This is a genomic window from Amycolatopsis cihanbeyliensis, assembly GCF_006715045.1.
GTDB lineage: Bacteria > Actinomycetota > Actinomycetes > Mycobacteriales > Pseudonocardiaceae > Amycolatopsis > Amycolatopsis cihanbeyliensis.
The window spans coordinates 4,622,240-4,640,189 of the sequence record NZ_VFML01000001.1 but is presented as its reverse complement, the minus strand read 5'-3'; the positions used below and the strand labels follow the sequence as shown (position 1 = coordinate 4,640,189).

Below are 17,950 nucleotides of genomic sequence, written 5' to 3'. Positions count from 1 at the left end.
CCCCGGCCCCCACGATGCCTGCCCCTCGCGCCGGCGATGGCTGGGCACGTTCTCGTCCGGACCAGCCCAGGGACGTGGTACTGACCGGTGCCGCCAGTGGTCCGTTCGCATCGTGCGCTATGAAGTTGTTATGGGGCCTGACTAGGCCAAACGGCATAGCACGTCGTTGACCGTGCCACCGGCGGTGAGTAGCTTCCCGATACCGAAAGATTCGCGTGAGAAGATTTCGGACCTTCGGCCCGTTGACACCCGCGTGCCGCACCGCCGCGAGAACACAGGGAGGCTTGTCGTGACGACCCGCCGGAGGCCACAGATCGCCGCCGTTTCAGTCGCCGGCCTGCTCGCCGTCACCACCGTCGCCGGCGCCGGCCCGGCCACCGCGACGCACGAACACGAACCGGGGTCGAACGGTCCCGGCGTCCAGGCCGGGGCACAGGCATGGGCACAGCAGGCGATGCGCTGGATGACACTGGAACAGAAGGTGGGCCAACTCTTCGTCGCCGATGTCTGGGGCCAGTCCGCCGACGAGACCCACCCCGGGAACCAGGAGAAATACGGGGTGGACACCCCGGCCCAGGTGGTACGGCGCTACCACGTCGGCGGGGTCATCTACTTCAACCACGGCGGGACCGACAACATCGAGACGCCGCGACAGGTGGCCGGGCTTTCCAACGGGCTGCAGCGCGCCGCGCTGACCAGTGCACCCCACCTGCCGCTGACCATCTCGGTGGATCAGGAAGGCGGCCGGGTGACCCGGCTCGGCGAGCCGGCAACCGAGTACCCGAGCGCGATGGCGCTGGGCGCCACCCGTGACCAGGCCGCCGCTCGGGAGCTCGCCTCGATCAACGCCGAGGAACTGAGCGCGATCGGGATCAGGCAGAACTTCGCGCCGGTGGCCGACGTCAACTCCAACCCGCTGAACCCGATCATCGGCTCGCGCTCGTTCTCCGCACACCCGGACCTCGCCGCGCGCAATGTCGCCGCGCAGGTGGAGGGCTACCAGGAGGCGGAAAGGTACGGCCAGACCGTGTCCACCGCGGCGAAGCACTTCCCCGGCCACGGTGACGCGGCCACGGACAGCCACACCGGTCTACCCACGATCGACCGCACCGAACAGGAATGGCGGGAGACCGACCTGCCGCCGTTCCGGGCGGCCATCGAGGCCGGGGCCGACGCGATCATGACCGCGCACATCACGGTCCCCAGCCTCGATCCCTCGGGCGACCCGGCGACGCTGTCCAAACCGATCATGACCGGCCTGCTCCGTGCGGACCTCGGGTACCAGGGCGTCATCGTCACGGACTCGCTGCAGATGCAGGGAGTGCGCGAGATGTACTCGGACTCGGAGATCCCGGTGCGCGCCCTCGAGGCCGGCGTGGACCAGATGCTGATGCCGCCGGACCTGGATGTGGCCATCGACGGCGTGCTGGACGCCGTGCGCGGCGGCCGGATCAGCGAGGAGCGCATCGACCGGAGCGTGCGGCGCATTCTCGAGCAGAAGTTCAACCGGGGCATCCTGTTCCGGCCGTTCGTCAACGAGCGGCAGGTGCCGCACAAGGTCGGCACCCCTGAGCACAAGGAAGCCGTCCAGCGGGTCACCGATCGGGCCACCACAGTGCTGCGCAACGGCGCGGGCGTGCTCCCGCTCGAGGATCCCGGCAAGGTGCTGGTCACCGGCTGGAATCGCCCTTCCTACCCCGGTTACCCGGCGGAACCGGTGCGGGCGCTGGCCGAGGAGCTGGGCGGGACGGCGTTGCCCACCGGCTCCAGCCCCGATCCGGGCACGATCGAACGGACGGTCGCGGCGGCCGGCGAGGCGGACACCGTGGTCGTGCTGACCAACAACCTGCGCACCGGCGCGGCCCAGCGCGAGCTGGTGGACAGCCTGCTCGGCACCGGCAGGCCGGTGGTCGCGGTGGCCGTGCAGGAGCCATACGACCCCGGTTACGCGGACGTGCCGACCTGGGTGGCCACCTACGACTGGCGGGACGTCTCGATGACCGCGCTGGCCAAGGTGCTGCTCGGCACGAGCTCGCCGCGCGGGAAGCTGCCGGTGGACATCCCGTCCGGCAGCGACCCGGATACCGTGCTCTACCCCTTCGACCACGGTCTGAGCTGGTGAGGCCGGCATGTCGGTGAATCGTCGTCGCTTCCTGACCGCAACCGCGCTCACCCCGCCTACGCTGGCCCTTGGCACGCAGCTGACCGCCGGCGCCGCCGAGCGGACCACCGAGGAGACGGCCGAGGCAGCCAGGACACCGCACTGGGACACCGTTCCCGGCGCGGACGTCATGGCGCGGCTGCGATGGCGTCCCTTGAGTGGGCGCAAGGTCGGCGTGCTGTCCAACCCGACCGGAGTGCTGGCCGGAGGTGATCACATCGTGGACTCGATGGTCGCGTCCGGCGTGCGCCCGGTGGCGGCGTTCGGTCCCGAGCACGGCTTCCGCGGCAGTGCGCAGGCCGGCGGCTCGGAGGGTGACTACGTCGACCCGCGCACCGGCGTCCCGGTCTACGACGCCTACGGCGTGACCGCGGACGAGCTCGCCGGCATGTTCACCAAGGCGGGCGTGGACACCGTGGTGTTCGACATCGCCGATGTCGGCGCGCGCTTCTACACCTACATCTGGTCGATGTACACCGCGATGGTCGCCGCCCGGCGCACGGGTGCCTCGCTGGTGGTACTGGACCGGCCGAACCCGCTCGGGGGCGAGGCCGCCGGGCCGATGCTGGACCCGGAGTTCGCCTCCGGGGTCGGCCGCAAACCGATCGTGCAGCAGCACGGCATGACCGTGGGCGAGCTGGCCAGGTTCTTCGACGCCGAGTTCCTGCCCGAGGACGGCGGCAGCCTCGGCGATGCGCTGCACGTGGTCCGCATGCACGGCTGGCGGCGGAACACCTTCTTCGCGGGCACCGGCCTGCACTGGGTGCCGCCGAGCCCGAACATGCCCACCCCGGACACCGCGATGGTGTACCCGGGGACCTGCCTGTTCGAGGGCACCGTGTTCGCCGAGGGCCGGGGCACCACCCGCCCGTTCGAGATCATCGGTGCGCCCGGGCTCGACTGGCGGTGGCGGGAGGAGCTCGGCAAGCAGCACCTGCGCGGCGTCAGCTTCCGGGAGAACTACTTCGTCCCCACCTTCGGCAAGTTCGTCGGCGAGACCTGCGGCGGGGTGCAGCTGACGGTCACCGACCCCCGATCCTTCGACGCGATCCGCACCGCGGTCTCGATGATCGTCACGGCGAAACGCCTGCACCCGGATCTCTTCGACTGGCGGCCGGACCATTTCATCGACAAACTCAGCGGGTCCGACCGGCTGCGCACCATGGTCGACGCGGGCGCGGACGCGGACACCATCGTGGACGCCTGGCAGGCCGAGCTGCGCGGATTCGTCCGGCGCAGGCGGCCGTACCTGCTGTACCGCTGACGGGCTCGGGGCAGGATGATCATGCGAAACAGGGTCTTGGCGGTGGCGGCGATACTGACAGTCACCCTGGCGGGAGTGAGCACGAGCACGATGGCCGGCACCGAGGCGGGTGGGCACGACCCCGGCCGCTTCGACCGGCCGTGGCACGGGTTCGCGCCGGCGGACACGAGGCTGCGCGAGGCCACCCCGGAGCAGGCGGGCCTGGACCCGGAGCCGATCAGGGCAACCGAGCGGCGGCTGACCGGCTGGACGCGGGCGGACCCGCAGACCGGGCACCCGCTGTTCGCCGGCTCGGTCGGCACGCTGGTGCACGCCGGGATGGTGGTGGACACGCACACCGCGGGCAGCGCGGTGCGCTACGCCGACGGCGCGGGCACCGAACTGCCCGAGTCGGAACAGGTGCCGATGCGCACGGACACCATCTTCGACCTGGCCTCGATCTCCAAGCTGTTCACCTCGATCGCGGTACTACAGCTGGTCGAGGAGGGTCGGATCGAGCTGGACGCCCCCGCCGCCCGCTACCTGCCCGAGTTCGGGGTGAACGGCAAGGAGTCCATCACCGTCCAGCAGTTGCTCACGCACACCTCCGGGCTGGAGCCGTTCCTGCCGCTGTGGCGGGACTGGCCGGACGAGGAGTCCCGGATCAGGGCCGTCATGGAGGTGGCACCGAAGCAGCAGCCGGGCAGCGCCTACGAGTACTCCGACCTCAACCTGATCACCCTCGGGGTGCTGGTCGAGCGGCTGCGCGGGCGAGGGCTGGACGAGGTGGTCGCGGCCAGGATCACCGAACCGCTGGGTATGACCGACACCGGGTACAACCCGCCCGCGGCCAAGCTGGACCGGGTCGCGGCGACCGAGTACCAGGAGAACCCGCCGCGCGGCATGGTGCGTGGCGAGGTACACGACGAGAACGCCTGGTCACTGGGTGGAGTCGCCGGCCACGCCGGGGTGTTCGGCACCGCGCGGGACCTCGCCGTACTCGGCCAGGCGATCCTGAACGGCGGCAGCTACGGCGGCGAGCGAGTCCTGCGCCCGGACACGGTGCGCTCCATGCTCACCAACTACAACCAGGAGTTCCCGGGGGACGCGCACGGGCTGGGCTTCGAGCTGGATCAGCTGTGGTACATGGGCGGGCTGGCCTCGCCGGACACCGCGGGCCACACAGGCTACACCGGAACTTCGCTGGTCATCGACCCGAAGTCCCGGTCGATCGCGGTCCTGCTCACCAACCGGGTGCACCCCTCGCGGTCCTGGGGTTCGGTCAACCCGGCCCGGCGGGCCTGGGCCACCGGCCTGGCCCGTGCCCTCGCGGTGCGTCCCCTGCGCGGGGAGGACTCCTGGTTCACCGGGGTCGGGAGTTCCGGCACCGCGACCTTGACGACCCGGCCGTTCACCGTGCGTCGCGGGCCGGCGCTGGTCCGCTTCGACGCCTTCGTCGACTCCGAGGTGACCGACCGGCTGGTCCTGGAAGCGAGCGCGGACGGCGCCACCTGGGACACGGTTTCATTACGAGTTTTCGGGCATGGCGCTCCCGGTGGCCGGGTGGACGCACTCTCCGGTTATGGACACCGTGCGTGGTGGCACGCCTATGCAGTTGTCCCCCAAATGGGGGAACAGACCCTACGTTGGCGATTCACTACGGACCAGTACTACTCCGGACGTGGGATTCACATAGACACGATCCGGGTAGGTGATTTTCACGGCACGATTCTCGACGGCGAGCGCGAACCGGCGGCGTTCACCGAGGTCGGATGGGAGCTACGCACCCGGTGACAGTTGCGGAGTTGTTAGAATAATCTGGTTAACACTAACGGCTCGGTTGGCGACTTTCTGATCAACGAACCAGGCGCTAGCCGGGGCTGTGACAACACAGTCCGGTTGCGATTAATCGGAAAGGGGCGAGTAGCCTTGTCGTCGATGCCTACAGTTAGTAAATTTCTGGCGATGGACACGAATCCTGACGCTGAGCAACCCTCCGACGACGTTCGGCCAAACGTGGCGGAGCTCGACGAGTCGGCCCGGGAGTCCGACTCGTCACCGCTCGTGCGTATTCGTTCGCTGCTGCCCGGACTCGCCCGTGCCGAGCAGCGCGTCGCCAAGGTCGTGCTGGACGACCCCTCGGCGGTGGCTCGGCGCAGCATCACCGAAGTCGCGCTCGCCGCGAACACCAGTGAGACCACCGTCACCCGGTTCTGCAAGGCGATCGGCGTCGGCGGTTACCCGCAGTTACGAATCGCGCTCGCCGCGGACACGGCCCGGTCGGAAGCCCGGTCCAGCCGCAACCTCGGCGGCGAGATCGCGACCGACGACGACCTGCCCGCCGTGGTCAGCAAGGTCAGCTTCGCCGACGCCCGTGCGGTGGAGGAAACCGCGGAGCAACTCGACATCCCGGTGCTGGAACAGGTCATCAACGTGGTGGCCGGGGCGGGCAGGGTCGACGTGTACGGGGTCGGCGCCAGCGCCTTCGTCGCCGCCGACCTGCAGCAGAAGCTGCACCGGATCGGCAGGGTGAGCTTCGCCTGGTCGGACACGCACATCATGCTCACCTCGGCCGCGGTGCTGAACGGCGGTGATGTCGCGGTGGGCATCTCGCACACCGGTGCCACCACCGACACGGTGGAGGCACTGCGGGTCGCCCGCGAACACGGCGCGACCACCGTCGCACTGACGAACTTCCCTCGCTCCCCCATCACCGAGGTCGCCGACCACGTGCTCACCACGGCGGCACGGGAAACGACGTTCCGATCCGGCGCCACCGCCAGCCGGATCGCGCAACTCACTGTCATCGACTGCCTGTTCATCGGTGTCGCGCAACGGCACATGGACGCCGCGGTCAACGCGCTGGACGCCACCAGGGACGCCGTGGGCGCACACCGGCTCGGGGTCCGGCCGGATGGCAGGCGGCGACCGCGGGAAACCGGAAAATGACAGAAACAGTGAGGCGCCTGATGACCGTGCCGCGCCAGGTTGTGCACGTCGACTCCCCGACAGAACAACGCAACCCACGGACCGTCGACATCGACCAGATGTCGACCACCGGCATCCTCGCGGCGATCAACGCCGAGGACCGGCTGGTTCCGGACGCGGTGCAGGCGGTGCTGCCGCAGTTGGCGACCGCGGTCGACTACGCGACCGAGGCGCTGCGCGGCGGGCACCGCGTGCACTACGTCGGCGCGGGCACCTCCGGCAGGCTGGCCACCCTGGACGCGGCGGAGCTGGTGCCGACGTTCAACGTGCCGCCGGACTGGTTCGTGGCGCATCACGCGGGCGGCGAGCGTGCGCTGCGGCACGCCGTCGAGAACGCCGAGGACGACACCAAGGCCGGAGCCGCGGAGGTGAGCACCTCCGTGGCCGACGGCGACTTCGTGCTCGGCCTCACCGCCTCCGGGCGGACGCCGTTCGTCCTCGGCGCGCTGCGCGAGGCGAAACGGAACGGGGCGCGCACCGCGCTGGTGTCCGGCAACCCGAACGCCGTCCGGCCACCCGAGCTGGACGTGCTGATCGCGGTGGACACCGGGCCGGAGGCGATCGCGGGCTCCACCCGGATGAAGGCGGGCACGGCGCAGAAGATCGTGCTGACCGCGTTCTCCACCGCCACGATGATCAAGCTCGGCCGGACGTACTCGAACCTGATGGTCAGCATGCGGGCCACCAACGCCAAGCTGCGCGGCCGCACGCTGCGCATCCTGCGCGAGGCCACCGGGATGAGCTCGCAGGACTGCTCGGACGCGCTGCACGAGGCGGGTGGCGACCTGAAGACCGCGCTGGTCCAGTTACTGTCCGGCGTGGCCACGGTGGAGGCGGCGGACGCGCTCACCGATCACGGTGGGCATGTCCGGGACGCGCTGGACGCCGTGCGGGTGCGTGCGGGCTGATTCACTCCGGAACCAGGTCGATCCCACGAGAGGGAAATCACACCAGATCGAAGTCGGGCAAATAACGCGCCGTACGCATTCGAGCACGCGGCCGGTGCCACAGTTGGTTGTATAAGCTAAGCAATCGACCAGCTGGAGTAAGCATGTGCGCCGTCTTCGAACAGTGGGACATCACCTCGAGCGTCGGCTTGACGGCGCTGGGGGTCGCCTCCGCCCGCGCGGTCGAGACCGACCGCGCCGATCCACTGGTGTCCGATCCCTACGCGGCCGCGTTCGTCCGTGCCGCCGACTCCCCCCGACCGCTGCCCGCCCGCCTCGAGGACACCTCCGTCGCCGGCGACGGCTGGTTCCGTCATTCCCGCTACCTGGGCGTGCGGTCGAGGTTCTTCGACGAGTACTTCGCGGCGAGCACCGCGGCGGGTATCCACCAGGTCGTGCTGCTGGCGGCCGGGCTGGACACCCGGGCGTACCGGCTGGACTGGCCGGACGGCTGCGAGCTGTACGAGGTGGACCAGCCCAAGGTGTTGGCGTTCAAGCGGACGGTGCTCGACGAGCAGGCCGCGAGCGCACGCTGCCGCCGGCACGAGGTCGCAACCGACCTGCGCGACGACTGGGAGTCCGCGCTGCTCGGGGCCGGTTTCGACCCGCGGCGGCCGACGGCCTGGCTGGCCGAGGGGCTGCTGCCCTACCTGCCGGGGCGGGCCGAGGAAGGGCTGTTCGAGGTGATCCACCGGCTGTCCGCGGCGGGCAGCCGGCTGGCCGTCGAGCGGGCCAGCATCGACAGGCTGGCCACGCTGCGCGACCACCCGCTGTTCCGCGAGGCGTTCGAGGAGTTCGGCGCCGACGTCAGCCAGCTCTGGAACGCCGAACCGCGCCGCGACTGCGCCGACTGGCTGCGTTCCGCGGGCTGGACGGCCGCCGCCGAGTCCGCGCAGCAGGCAGGGCAACGGTACGGCCTACCGATGGACGACCCCTTCGACGAGGTGATGGGCACCGCCACCCTGCTGACCGCCACCCGGGAGCACGGTTAGCGGGCACACCGTAGCCGCCGGGGCCGCCCCGCGGTGCGGTTAGCCCGCGAAACGTAGTCCGGGGCCGCCCGCACGCCGCGGTTAGCGGGCTAACCGTCGTGTGGGGGCGGGTCAGCCGGTGGCGTCGGCGATGGTGGTGGCCTCCTTCGCGCCCGCGTGGAGCGACTCGAAGGCGAACAGCAGCCACTCCCGCACACCCTCCGGCTCGCCGGTGGCGAAGGCCGCGGCGGCGGCCCGGTAGCGGCGCACCCGACGGAAGCACGCGACCTCGGGCACGGTCAGCGCCTTCGGGTCCAGCCCCGTCGCGATCATGGTCAGCCGGCCCGCGGCCCTGGCCAGCACGCCGTCCGCCGTTCCGAACGCGTCCAGGGTGAGCAGTTCCCCGTGCACGACCGCGGTCAGTACCGGCCCTGGTACCGCGGTGGCGCCGGTGACCAACTGGGCGAGCAGTTCCAGCCGCCGCGCCATCCCCGGATCCGCGCCCGGCCTGCCCAGGCTGTCGGGATCGTCGACGAGGTCCGTCGCCGCCAGCACATGCATCCTGGCCAACGCCTGCAAGGGCGCACGCCGCCAGGTCGGCAGCAGGGACTCCGTCGCCTCCGCCACCCGCAGCGCACCGGCCAGCAGCGGGTCCCGCACCGCGCCCTCCGCGGGTAGTTCCGGATCGGCACCGTCGATGCCGGCCGAAGCCCGCGCCGCACGCACCGAGGCCTCCGCCGCGGTCGCCGAGCCGCCCCGCAGGTTGGCGCCGTGCCGGTGCACCGCGAACACCGCCTCCTGCGCCGACTGCGCGGCCTCGGCCACACCCTCCAGATCAAGCAGCGGTCGCAACGGATCCGTCATGCGTCCAGCACCTGCCCCTCCCTGCGGACCACCGGCGGCAGCGTGGACCACGGGAAGTTGATCCACCTGTCGGTGCGCCGCCACACGTACTCGCAGGACACCGTGGTCCACGGCTTCTCGTAGACCACCGCGCAGCGCACCTCGGCCACCTGCTCCGCGCAGAAGTCCCGGACCAGCTTCAGGGTGGCGCCGGTATCCGCGACGTCGTCCGCCACCAGTACCTTCGCACCCGCCAGGTCCACCGCGTTGGGTACCGGCGGCAGCACCACCGGCAGGTCGAGCCGCTGATCGACGCCGGTGTAGAACTCCACGTTCATCACGTGCAGGTTCTTGACGTCCAGCGCGTACCCGAGGGCTCCCGCGACGAACAACCCGCCCCGCGCGATCGACAGGATCAGGTCGGGTTCGAAACCGCCCTCCGCGACCTGCCGCGCCAGCTGCCTGCTCGCCGAACCGAACAGCTCCCAGGTGAGCTCGTCCCGCTCCACCGTCATCCGCCGTCCTTCCCGTACCAACGGCAGCCGGGCCCGGCGCCGAGTACCGCGAGCATAGGAGCCGCCCGGCGGGCACCGAGTGGCCTCTCTTGATCGTGCGTGACTGGCACTGGGAGATAACCACTTCCGGTCATAGCGTGAGCTGGTGAACGAGGAATGGCACCGACACCCCACCCTGACCGGCGACCGGGTCCGGTTGGAGCCACTCGGTACGCGGCACGCCGAGGGCCTCTACCGGGCGGGCCGCGACCCCGGCGTCTGGACCTGGCTCAGCAGCCACCAGCCCACCGACGTCGCGGGCTCCCGCGCGCAGATCGAGCACGTCCTCGCCGAGGCCGACCGGCTCGCCTGGGCGCAGATCGACACCCGTACCGGCCAGGTGGCCGGGACCACGTCGTATTACCAGATCGATCCGGCGCACCGGAACCTGCTCATCGGCCACACCTGGATCGGCGTGCCATGGCAGCGGACGCCGCTGAACACCGAGGCGAAGCTGCTGTTGCTCCGCCGTGCCTTCGAGGTACTCGGGGCGACCAGGGTCGCCTGGGAAACCGATATCCGCAACGAGCGCTCGCAGCGGGCGATCGCGCGACTCGGCGCCACCCGCGAGGGCCTCCTGCGCGCGCACCGGATCCGCAAGGACGGCAGCCTGCGCGACACCGTGGTCTACTCGGTGACCGCGGGCGAGTGGCCCGCCGTGCGTGACCACCTGTTGTCCAGGACGGCATAGCCACCGACGTACCAGTGCGGCGTGTTGTGTGGCGTACTACCGTCGTCACCGCGCCCGCGAAGCAGCAGTAGCGCAGGTAGTGCACCCACCGGAACCAGGAGGCTTACCACCATGACAGAGCAGTCCCCGGCTCTCGACAACCTACTGTCCGAGACTCGGACGTTTCCACCGGATGGGGAATTCGCCGCGCAGGCGAATGCGGGCGCGGGGATGTATGCCGAAGCGCAGTCCGACCGCGAGGGTTTCTGGGCCGAACAAGCGGAGAAACTGGACTGGGAATCGCGCTGGGATCAGGTGGTCGACTGGTCGAACGCACCATTTGCGCGATGGTTTGTCGGTGGCCGGCTGAATGTTGCCTTCAATTGTGTTGACCGGCATGTGGCAGCCGGTTTCGGGGATCAGGTCGCGATTCACTGGGTCGGCGAGCCCGGGGACACAAGGGAGATCACCTACGCGCAGCTGCAGGAGGAGGTCTGCCGGGCCGCGAACGGTCTCGCGTCCCTCGGAGTGGTCGCGGGCGACCGGGTGGCGATCCAGCTCCAGATGATTCCGGAGGCGATCGTCGCGATGCTGGCGTGCGCGCGGATCGGCGCGCTGCACAGCGTGGTGTTCGGTGGATTCTCCCCGACCGCCCTGCGGGCCCGGGTGGACGACGCCGAGGCCAAGGTGGTGATCACCTCCGACGGGCAGTACCGGCGTGGCAAGGCCGCGGCGATGAAGGCACAGGTGGATGAGGCCCTCGTCGGCGCGGAGAGCGTGCAACGGGTGCTGGTGGTGCGCCGTACCGGCGCGGAGACCCCGGAAGAGGTGCCGTGGACCGAGTCCAGGGACATCTGGTGGCACGAGCTGATGGCCACGCAGCCGGCCGAGCACGAGGCGGAGGCCTTCGACTCCGAACACCCGCTGTTCATTCTGTACACCAGCGGCACGACCGGGAAACCGAAGGGGATTCTGCACACCTCGGGCGGATACCTGACTCAGGCCGCCTACACGCACCGGGTGGTTTTCGACCACAAGCCAGGGCAGGACGTGTACTGGTGCACCGCGGACATCGGCTGGGTGACCGGACATTCCTACATCGTGTACGGACCGCTGGCGAACCGGGCGACGCAGGTGGTTTACGAGGGCACGCCGAACACCCCGCACGAGGGGCGGCACTGGGAAATCGTGCAGAACTACAAGGTGTCGATCTACTACACCGCGCCGACGTTGATCCGGACGTTCATGAAATGGGGCTCGGATATTCCGGCGAAGTACGACCTTTCCTCGCTGCGGGTGCTGGGCAGCGTCGGTGAGCCGATCAACCCGGAGGCGTGGATGTGGTACCGGGAGCACATCGGCGGCGGCCGGGCACCCATCGTGGACACCTGGTGGCAGACCGAGACCGGGGCGATCATGATCTCCCCGTTGCCTGGCGTCACGCACACCAAGCCGGGGTCGGCGCAGGCGCCGCTGCCGGGGATCTCGGCGAAGGTGGTCGATGACAACGGCGCCGAGGTGCCCGCGGGTGGCGGCGGCTACCTGGTACTGGACAAGCCCTGGCCGGCCATGCTGCGCGGCATCTGGGGCGACGACGAGCGGTACCGGGAGACCTACTGGTCCCGGTTCGCCGACCAGGGTTTCTACTTCGCCGGGGACGGCGCCAAGTACGACAGCGACGGGGACATCTGGCTGCTCGGGCGGGTGGACGACGTGATGAACGTGTCCGGGCACCGGATCTCCACCACCGAGGTCGAGTCCGCGCTGGTCTCCCACCCCGCGGTGGCCGAGGCCGCGGTGGTCGGCGCCAGCGACGCCACCACCGGGCAGGGCATCGTCGCCTTCGTCATCCTGCGGGGCAGCTCCACCGACGCCGGCGAGCAGACCGTGCAGGACCTGCGCAACCACGTGGCAGGGGAGATCGGCCCGATCGCCAAGCCCCGGCAGATCATGGTCGTGTCGGAGCTGCCCAAGACCCGCTCCGGCAAGATCATGCGCCGCCTGCTGCGCGATGTCGCGGAGAACCGGGACGTCGGTGACGTGACCACCCTGGCCGATGCCAGCGTCATGGACCAGATCGCCAGCGGCCTGAAGTCCGGCTCCGACGAGGACTGACCCGTCCTCACCCCGGTTCTCCTGAGCGAGCCGACCCCGACGCGGAGTAATCGAACGGGTGTTCTACGCTGTCGCGCGGGAGAACCCATCCATCCGGCAAGGAGACGACACCGACGATGACCGTGGATTCCTTGACAGAGCAGCAGGAAGAAACCTCGGAGAACCAGGCGAACGGCGAGGTCTCCGACTCGTCCTCCGACGCTGACGACACCACCGGTAACGACCCGACCAGCAACGACTCCGAAGGCAACCAGGACGCCGCTACCGCCGACGAGCAGGCCAAGCCCAAGCGCGGCAGGCCCAAGGGCGCCAACGCGAAGAAGACCCGGACCGTCGAGCTGACCCTCACCGTCACCGGCACGGCCGACGGCGAGTGGCAGGCCGAGCTCAAGCACGGCAGCAAGTGGGTCACCCGCGGGCTCGAGATCCCCGCCGCGGCCGTCTCCCGCGCGGCGAAGGAGCTGCACATCGAGCTGTCCGGCCCGATCGACGAAGTGATCAACGCGGCCCGCGAGCAGCAGCAGGCCAAGGTCGCCCAGCTCGAGGCCGAGCTCGAGCAGGCGAAGCAGGCACTGGCCGAGCTGGAGAGCTGAACAGGACGTCCGTGCCACCCGGGTGGGTGCCGATCGAACCGGCACCCACCCGGGGTGCCCGTGTTTCACTTGAACGGTGACCGACACGCCGGAGCCCGCGCATTCCGATGAGGCGCACCACGACGATGTCGGCGGCAAGCTCAACTGGCTGCGCGCGGGGGTACTCGGCGCGAACGACGGCATCGTGTCCGTCGCCGGTCTCGTCGTCGGCGTCGCCGGGGCCACCGCGGACCGGATGGCCATCCTCACCGCCGGCATCGCCGGCCTGGTCGCCGGCGCCCTGTCCATGGCGGGCGGCGAGTACGTCTCGGTCAGCAGCCAGCGCGATTCCGAGCGGGCCATGCTGCGGCTCGAACGGCGGGAGCTGGCCACGATGCCGGAGGCCGAGGAACGCGAGCTGGCCGAGATCTACCAGCACAAGGGGTTGTCCCCGGAGCTGGCCGCGCGGGTCGCGAAGGAACTCACCGCGAAGGACGCGCTGCAGGCACACGCCGAGGCCGAGTTGCGGATCGACCCGAAGCACCTGACCAGCCCATGGCAGGCGGCCTGGGCCTCGCTGCTCGCGTTCTCGATCGGCGCGCTGCTCCCGCTGGTCGCGATCACCGTGCCGCCGACACCGGCCCGGGTGTGGGCCTGCGCCGCGGCGGTGGTGCTCAGCCTCGCGCTGACCGGCCTGGTGAGCGCGTGGCTCGGCGGGGCCAGGATCGCCCACGCCATCACCCGCAACGTCGGGGTGGGCGCCCTGACGATGGCGGTCACCTATCTGGTCGGCACCCTGTTCGGTGCGGCGGTGTGAGTGTTCCGCGCGGCCGGAAAGCCGCGCGGAACACCGGGGACCACCGGGCGCGAACTAACGCACCCCGCTCATCAGCTTCTTGATGAACGGCGTCATCAGCACCAGCAGCAGGCCGAACGCGATCGAGGCGCCGCCGACCAGCGCGAAATACGGCGTCTCGTTGTCCACGCTGTAGTAGCCGGCCAGCCATCCCGCCATGGTCGAACCCAGCGCGATGGACAGGAAGTTCAAGGCCACCATCTGGGTACGGAACGCGGCCGGGGCCAGCTTGGTGGACAGGGAGAGGCCCACCGGGGACAGCATCAGCTCACCGACGGTGAAGATGAGCATGATCAGCACCAGGATCAGCAACGGCGTGCTGTTCCCCGTTCCGCCGGCGAACAGCAGGAACACCAGGTACGCGATGCCGATGGTGATCGTGCCGAGGGCGAACTTGATCGGGGTGGACGGCTGGCGCGAGCCCAGCTTGGTCCACATCGCCGCGAACACCCCGGCCAGCAGGATGATGAACACCGGGTTGAACGAGTTCGCCCAGGCCACCGGCATCTCCCAGCCGAAGATGCCTCGGTCGACCCGCTGGTCGGCGTAAATGATCACCAGGGTGTACTGCTGCTGGAACAGCGAGAAGAACACGAAGCTGGCCAGGAACATCGGGATGAAGCTGAACACCCGCTTGCGCTCGACCGCGGTGATCCGCTTGCTGGTCAGGATGACCGTGAAGTAGGCGATCACCGCGACGATGATCACCACGAGCGTGACATCGGCCAGGTTCGCCGGGGTGATCGCCCCGGCCACCACCAGCAGCACAATTGCCGCGACCACGACCAGCGCCCCGGCGATCGCCAGTGGCCGCCGTGCCGCGGGCAGCGGGTTCGACACCACATCGGCGTCCGCGCTGAGGTTCTTCCGCCCGAGGGTGTACTGGACCAGGCCGATGGCCATGCCGAGCGCGGCCAGCCCGAACCCGTAGTGGAAGCCGACCTCCTCCTGCACCAGTCCGGTCAGGATCTGCCCGACGAAGGCACCGAGGTTGATACCAAGATAGAAGATGGAGAAGGCGGCGTCTCGCCGCTCGTCCTCCTTCGCATACAGCGACCCGACCAGCGAGGTCGCGTTACCCTTGAGGCCACCGCTGCCGAGCCCGACCGCGGCGAGGCCGACCCCGACACCGGCCATTCCGGGCAGCACGGCCAGCGAGATATGACCGAACATGATCAGTACCGCGCTGTAGAACAGCGTGCGCTGCCTGCCGAGCAGCCGGTCCGCGAACCAGGCGCCGACGATGGTGGATAGGTAGACCAGCCCGCCGTATGCGCCGACCACACTGGTCGCGCTGTCCTTGGGTAGCGCAAGGCCGCCCTCGGCCACCTCGTAGTAGAGGTAAATAGTGAGGATCGCCTGCATCCCGTAGAAGGAGAAGCGCTCCCACATCTCGATGCCGAACAGGTTCGCCAGCCCTCGTGGGTGCCCGAAGAACGACCTGTCCGGCTGGCCCTGTCCGACCTCGGTAGAGGTACTCACAACTCGCCCATCCTCATGGTTTAGACATCGTTGTCAGCAGCATCGTAGATTGGACGGACTTTGACCCGATAGGGCGCATCGTCGTACCAAAGCACCATGCCGGATATGCCCGGTATCGAGCCACCTACCCGGAGTGCATACAGGATGCAACCAAGTGGGCATTCCCACGATGACGATCACGGCGACCGCTCGCACGCTAAAATTTCGTGAAGGTGTGCCGGGAAGTCTGGTCGGCGTAGAGGCCATCGACCGCACTATTGGGAGTTTCGCCTGTGAACACACCGGAACCGCGTCGCCCGGGTCAGGCCGTCGCCGAGTTCGCCCGCTACCTGCGCACCGAGACCACCGGCGGGATCATCCTGCTCGTGGCGACCGCGGTCGCGCTCATCTGGGCCAACTCACCACTCGGTGACATCTACCGCTCGATCCGGGAATTCGAGATCGGTCCCGAGCTGCTGCACCTGAACCTCTCCATCGGTGACTGGGCCAAGGACGGCCTGCTCGCGCTGTTCTTCTTCGTCGTGGGGCTCGAGCTCAAACGCGAGATGGTGGTCGGCGAGCTGTCCAACCTGAAGGCGGCGACGTTGCCGATCGTGGCGGCGATCGGCGGCATGGTCATCCCCGCGGGGATCGCGCTGTCCATCGGCTGGGGTGAGCCAGGGATGGACCAGGCCTGGGCCATCCCGGTGGCCACCGACATCGCCTTCGCGCTCGGCGTGCTCGCGGTGACCGGCTCCAACCTGCCCAGCAGCGCGCGGGTCTTCCTGCTCTCCCTCGCCGTGGTCGATGACCTCGGCGCGATCATCGTCATCGCGGTGCTGTTCACCACCAAGTTCGACCTGCTCGCGGGCGGGATCGCGGTGGCATCCCTGCTGCTCTACTCCTGGCTGCAGCACAAACGCATCCGGACACCCTGGCTGTACGTACCGCTGGCAGTGATCACCTGGGTCGCGGTGCACTCCGCTGGTATCCACGCCACGATCGCCGGGGTGGCACTCGGCCTGCTGACCAGGGTGCGCCCCGATCCGGAGGAGCACGAGGCACCCGCGATCCGGCTGGAACACCTGCTGCAACCGTGGTCGGCCGCGCTCGCGGTGCCGGTGTTCGCCCTGTTCGCGGCGGGGATCGAGGTCAGCGGCGAGTCGCTGGGCGAGGTGTTCACCGGTGCCCTCCCGCTGGCCGTGATGATCGGTCTGGTCGGCGGCAAGTTCATCGGTATCTTCGGCGCGAGTGTGTTCGCCGTGCGGACCCGGCTGGCCACCCTGCCTCGCGGCGTCGGGTGGCGAGATATCGCGGCACTGGCGATGCTCGGCGGGGTCGGGTTCACGGTGAGCCTGCTGATCGCCGACCTGTCGCTGACCGGGGAGACGACCGAGCTGGCCAAGGCCGCCGTGCTGCTCGCCTCGGCCGTCGCCTCGCTCACCGCAGCCGCCCTGCTGGTGCGGCGCAGCCGCGCACACAGCGCGGAGAACAACGTCTGACCAAGCCCGCCGGGTCGCTGACCGCGGCCCGGGCCGCGGTATACCGACCGGTATGTATACTTGATAGGCATGAACACGTTGCCCGACCCGAACCTGCGGCAGGCCGTGGCGCGCGCCCCGCGCGCGGAGGACGGCACCCTGCGGGCATTGGACGCCAGCCGGTCCGGCATCACCGACCTGAGTGGGATCGAGCGGTACCCGCAGTTGCGGGTGCTGCGCCTGGACCACAACGAGATCACCGACCTGGGCCCGCTGGCCGGGTTGCCGAACCTGACCGGGCTGTTTCTGAGCTTCAACCGACTCACCGACCTGCGGCCGCTGGCGGGGTTGGATCGGCTACCCGCGCTCAGCCTGCGCGGCAACCGGGTCAGCGATGCCACCCCGCTGGCCGGAATGACCAGCCTGACCTGGCTCGATCTGTACGACAACGCACTCGGCGAACTACGGTTCGCCCGCGAACTGCGCTACCTGACCCGGCTCGACCTGGGCGCCAACTCGCTGACCGCGGCGCCGGAGCTGCGCGGGCACGGCAGGCTGCGCTCACTCGAACTCGCCGACAATCGGATCGGGTCGCTTGCCGGTCTGGACGAGTTGTCGGCCCTGGAGCACCTGGATGCCGCCCAGAACCGGATCACCGACCTGGCGCCACTCGCCGGCCTCACCACGCTGGCTTCGGTGAACCTGCGCGCCAACCGGATCGGCTCGCTCGCGCCGCTGCGCGGGCTCAGTGGCCTGCGCAGCCTCGACCTCTCGGAGAACCCACTGCACGACCTCGAACCACTCGCCGGCCTCACCGAGCTGCGCAGCCTTTACCTGTGGGCCAGCGGCATCACGGATCTGGCCCCGCTGGCCGGCCTGGTGCGGCTGCGCCAGCTCGGGCTCGCCGACAACGCCGTCCGAGACACCCGTCCGCTGGCCGACCTGCCCGAGCTGGATCTGCTGTTCCTCGGCGGCAACGAGGGCATCGACGCCGGTCAGCTGGCCGGCCTGCGCCAGCGGCCGGGCACCGACCTGCGCGGGCCGGACTGGAAAACGCACCGGCCATGACCAGCGCCCCTGCGCGCCCT

Annotated in this window: 15 protein-coding genes; 12 read left to right on the top strand and 3 right to left on the bottom strand. The window is 69.6% G+C overall.

Going from position 1 to position 17,950, the window contains the following annotated elements:
• Window positions 1-289 precede the first annotated feature (289 nt).
• The 6 genes from FB471_RS21095 (at window position 290) to FB471_RS21070 (ending at window position 8,331) form a co-directional block, all read left to right on the top strand.
• On the top strand, window positions 290-2,122 hold the full coding sequence (locus FB471_RS21095) for a glycoside hydrolase family 3 protein (RefSeq protein WP_142000136.1): 1,833 nt from the start codon (window positions 290-292) through the stop codon (window positions 2,120-2,122).
• Between the two features lie 7 nt (window positions 2,123-2,129).
• A complete protein-coding gene (locus FB471_RS21090; protein ID WP_142000135.1) occupies window positions 2,130-3,425 on the top strand; it encodes an exo-beta-N-acetylmuramidase NamZ family protein in 1,296 nt (431 codons plus the stop codon).
• Window positions 3,426-3,440: 15 nt separating this feature from the next.
• Window positions 3,441-5,198: a serine hydrolase domain-containing protein gene (locus FB471_RS21085; protein ID WP_142000134.1), complete on the top strand. Its 1,758-nt coding sequence runs from the start codon at window positions 3,441-3,443 to the stop codon at window positions 5,196-5,198.
• Between the two features lie 171 nt (window positions 5,199-5,369).
• The gene (locus FB471_RS21080; protein ID WP_246076508.1) at window positions 5,370-6,353 is read left to right on the top strand and encodes a MurR/RpiR family transcriptional regulator; all 984 of its coding nucleotides are present in this window, start codon (window positions 5,370-5,372) and stop codon (window positions 6,351-6,353) included.
• A gap of 17 nt (window positions 6,354-6,370) precedes the next feature.
• Window positions 6,371-7,300 (top strand): N-acetylmuramic acid 6-phosphate etherase, encoded by a 930-nt coding sequence (gene murQ / locus FB471_RS21075; protein ID WP_142002240.1) that lies wholly within the window; start codon window positions 6,371-6,373, stop codon window positions 7,298-7,300.
• Between the two features lie 143 nt (window positions 7,301-7,443).
• Window positions 7,444-8,331, top strand: coding sequence for an SAM-dependent methyltransferase (locus FB471_RS21070; protein WP_142000133.1), 888 nt, complete (start codon window positions 7,444-7,446; stop codon window positions 8,329-8,331).
• A gap of 111 nt (window positions 8,332-8,442) precedes the next feature.
• On the opposite strand, the gene FB471_RS21065 is transcribed toward FB471_RS21070, so the two are convergent.
• On the bottom strand, window positions 8,443-9,174 hold the full coding sequence (locus FB471_RS21065) for an oxidoreductase (RefSeq protein ID WP_142000132.1): 732 nt from the start codon (window positions 9,172-9,174) through the stop codon (window positions 8,443-8,445).
• Window positions 9,171-9,668, bottom strand: coding sequence for a phosphoribosyltransferase (locus FB471_RS21060; RefSeq protein WP_142000131.1), 498 nt, complete (start codon window positions 9,666-9,668; stop codon window positions 9,171-9,173). Before FB471_RS21060 ends, FB471_RS21065 begins: the two co-directional genes overlap by 4 nt.
• Before the next feature lie 145 nt (window positions 9,669-9,813).
• On the opposite strand from FB471_RS21060, the gene FB471_RS21055 reads away from it, so the two are divergent.
• From FB471_RS21055 to FB471_RS21040, 4 genes are all read left to right on the top strand, one after another.
• Entirely contained in the window at window positions 9,814-10,398 is a 585-nt protein-coding gene (locus tag FB471_RS21055) for a GNAT family N-acetyltransferase (protein ID WP_142000130.1), read from the top strand.
• 111 nt (window positions 10,399-10,509) lie between these two features.
• On the top strand, window positions 10,510-12,492 hold the full coding sequence (acs, locus tag FB471_RS21050; RefSeq protein ID WP_142000129.1) for an acetate--CoA ligase: 1,983 nt from the start codon (window positions 10,510-10,512) through the stop codon (window positions 12,490-12,492).
• Between the two features lie 116 nt (window positions 12,493-12,608).
• Entirely contained in the window at window positions 12,609-13,085 is a 477-nt protein-coding gene (locus FB471_RS21045; RefSeq protein WP_142000128.1) for a DUF6319 family protein, read from the top strand.
• A gap of 76 nt (window positions 13,086-13,161) precedes the next feature.
• The gene (locus tag FB471_RS21040; RefSeq protein ID WP_142000127.1) at window positions 13,162-13,881 is read left to right on the top strand and encodes a VIT1/CCC1 transporter family protein; all 720 of its coding nucleotides are present in this window, start codon (window positions 13,162-13,164) and stop codon (window positions 13,879-13,881) included.
• A gap of 54 nt (window positions 13,882-13,935) precedes the next feature.
• Here the strand turns inward: FB471_RS21040 and FB471_RS21035 are convergent, their stop codons facing one another.
• Window positions 13,936-15,402 carry a peptide MFS transporter gene (locus FB471_RS21035; protein ID WP_142000126.1) on the bottom strand — a complete coding sequence of 489 codons (1,467 nt, stop codon included), beginning with the start codon at window positions 15,400-15,402 and terminating at the stop codon, window positions 13,936-13,938.
• Between the two features lie 272 nt (window positions 15,403-15,674).
• Here FB471_RS21035 and nhaA point away from each other — a divergent pair, with 272 nt between their 5' ends.
• Both nhaA and FB471_RS21025 read left to right on the top strand, forming a co-directional pair.
• Window positions 15,675-16,883, top strand: coding sequence for a Na+/H+ antiporter NhaA (gene nhaA / locus FB471_RS21030; protein ID WP_142000125.1), 1,209 nt, complete (start codon window positions 15,675-15,677; stop codon window positions 16,881-16,883).
• A 69-nt stretch (window positions 16,884-16,952) separates the two neighbouring features.
• Window positions 16,953-17,930, top strand: a complete 978-nt coding sequence (locus tag FB471_RS21025) for a leucine-rich repeat domain-containing protein (RefSeq protein WP_142000124.1) — start codon at window positions 16,953-16,955, stop codon at window positions 17,928-17,930.
• Window positions 17,931-17,950: the final 20 nt, after the last annotated feature.

What these genes read in the sequence shown, in the direction of transcription:
- FB471_RS21090 (WP_142000135.1), top strand. Translation starts at nt 2,130, where the DNA reads ATGTCGGTGAATCGTCGTCGCTTCCTGACCGCAACCGCGCTCACCCCG.
- FB471_RS21085 (WP_142000134.1), top strand. Translation starts at nt 3,441, where the DNA reads ATGATCATGCGAAACAGGGTCTTGGCGGTGGCGGCGATACTGACAGTC.
- FB471_RS21080 (WP_246076508.1), top strand. Translation starts at nt 5,370, where the DNA reads ATGGACACGAATCCTGACGCTGAGCAACCCTCCGACGACGTTCGGCCA.
- FB471_RS21070 (WP_142000133.1), top strand. Translation starts at nt 7,444, where the DNA reads ATGTGCGCCGTCTTCGAACAGTGGGACATCACCTCGAGCGTCGGCTTG.
- FB471_RS21065 (WP_142000132.1), bottom strand. Translation starts at nt 9,174, where the DNA reads ATGACGGATCCGTTGCGACCGCTGCTTGATCTGGAGGGTGTGGCCGAG.
- FB471_RS21060 (WP_142000131.1), bottom strand. Translation starts at nt 9,668, where the DNA reads ATGACGGTGGAGCGGGACGAGCTCACCTGGGAGCTGTTCGGTTCGGCG.
- acs (WP_142000129.1), top strand. Translation starts at nt 10,510, where the DNA reads ATGACAGAGCAGTCCCCGGCTCTCGACAACCTACTGTCCGAGACTCGG.
- FB471_RS21045 (WP_142000128.1), top strand. Translation starts at nt 12,609, where the DNA reads ATGACCGTGGATTCCTTGACAGAGCAGCAGGAAGAAACCTCGGAGAAC.
- FB471_RS21025 (WP_142000124.1), top strand. Translation starts at nt 16,953, where the DNA reads ATGAACACGTTGCCCGACCCGAACCTGCGGCAGGCCGTGGCGCGCGCC.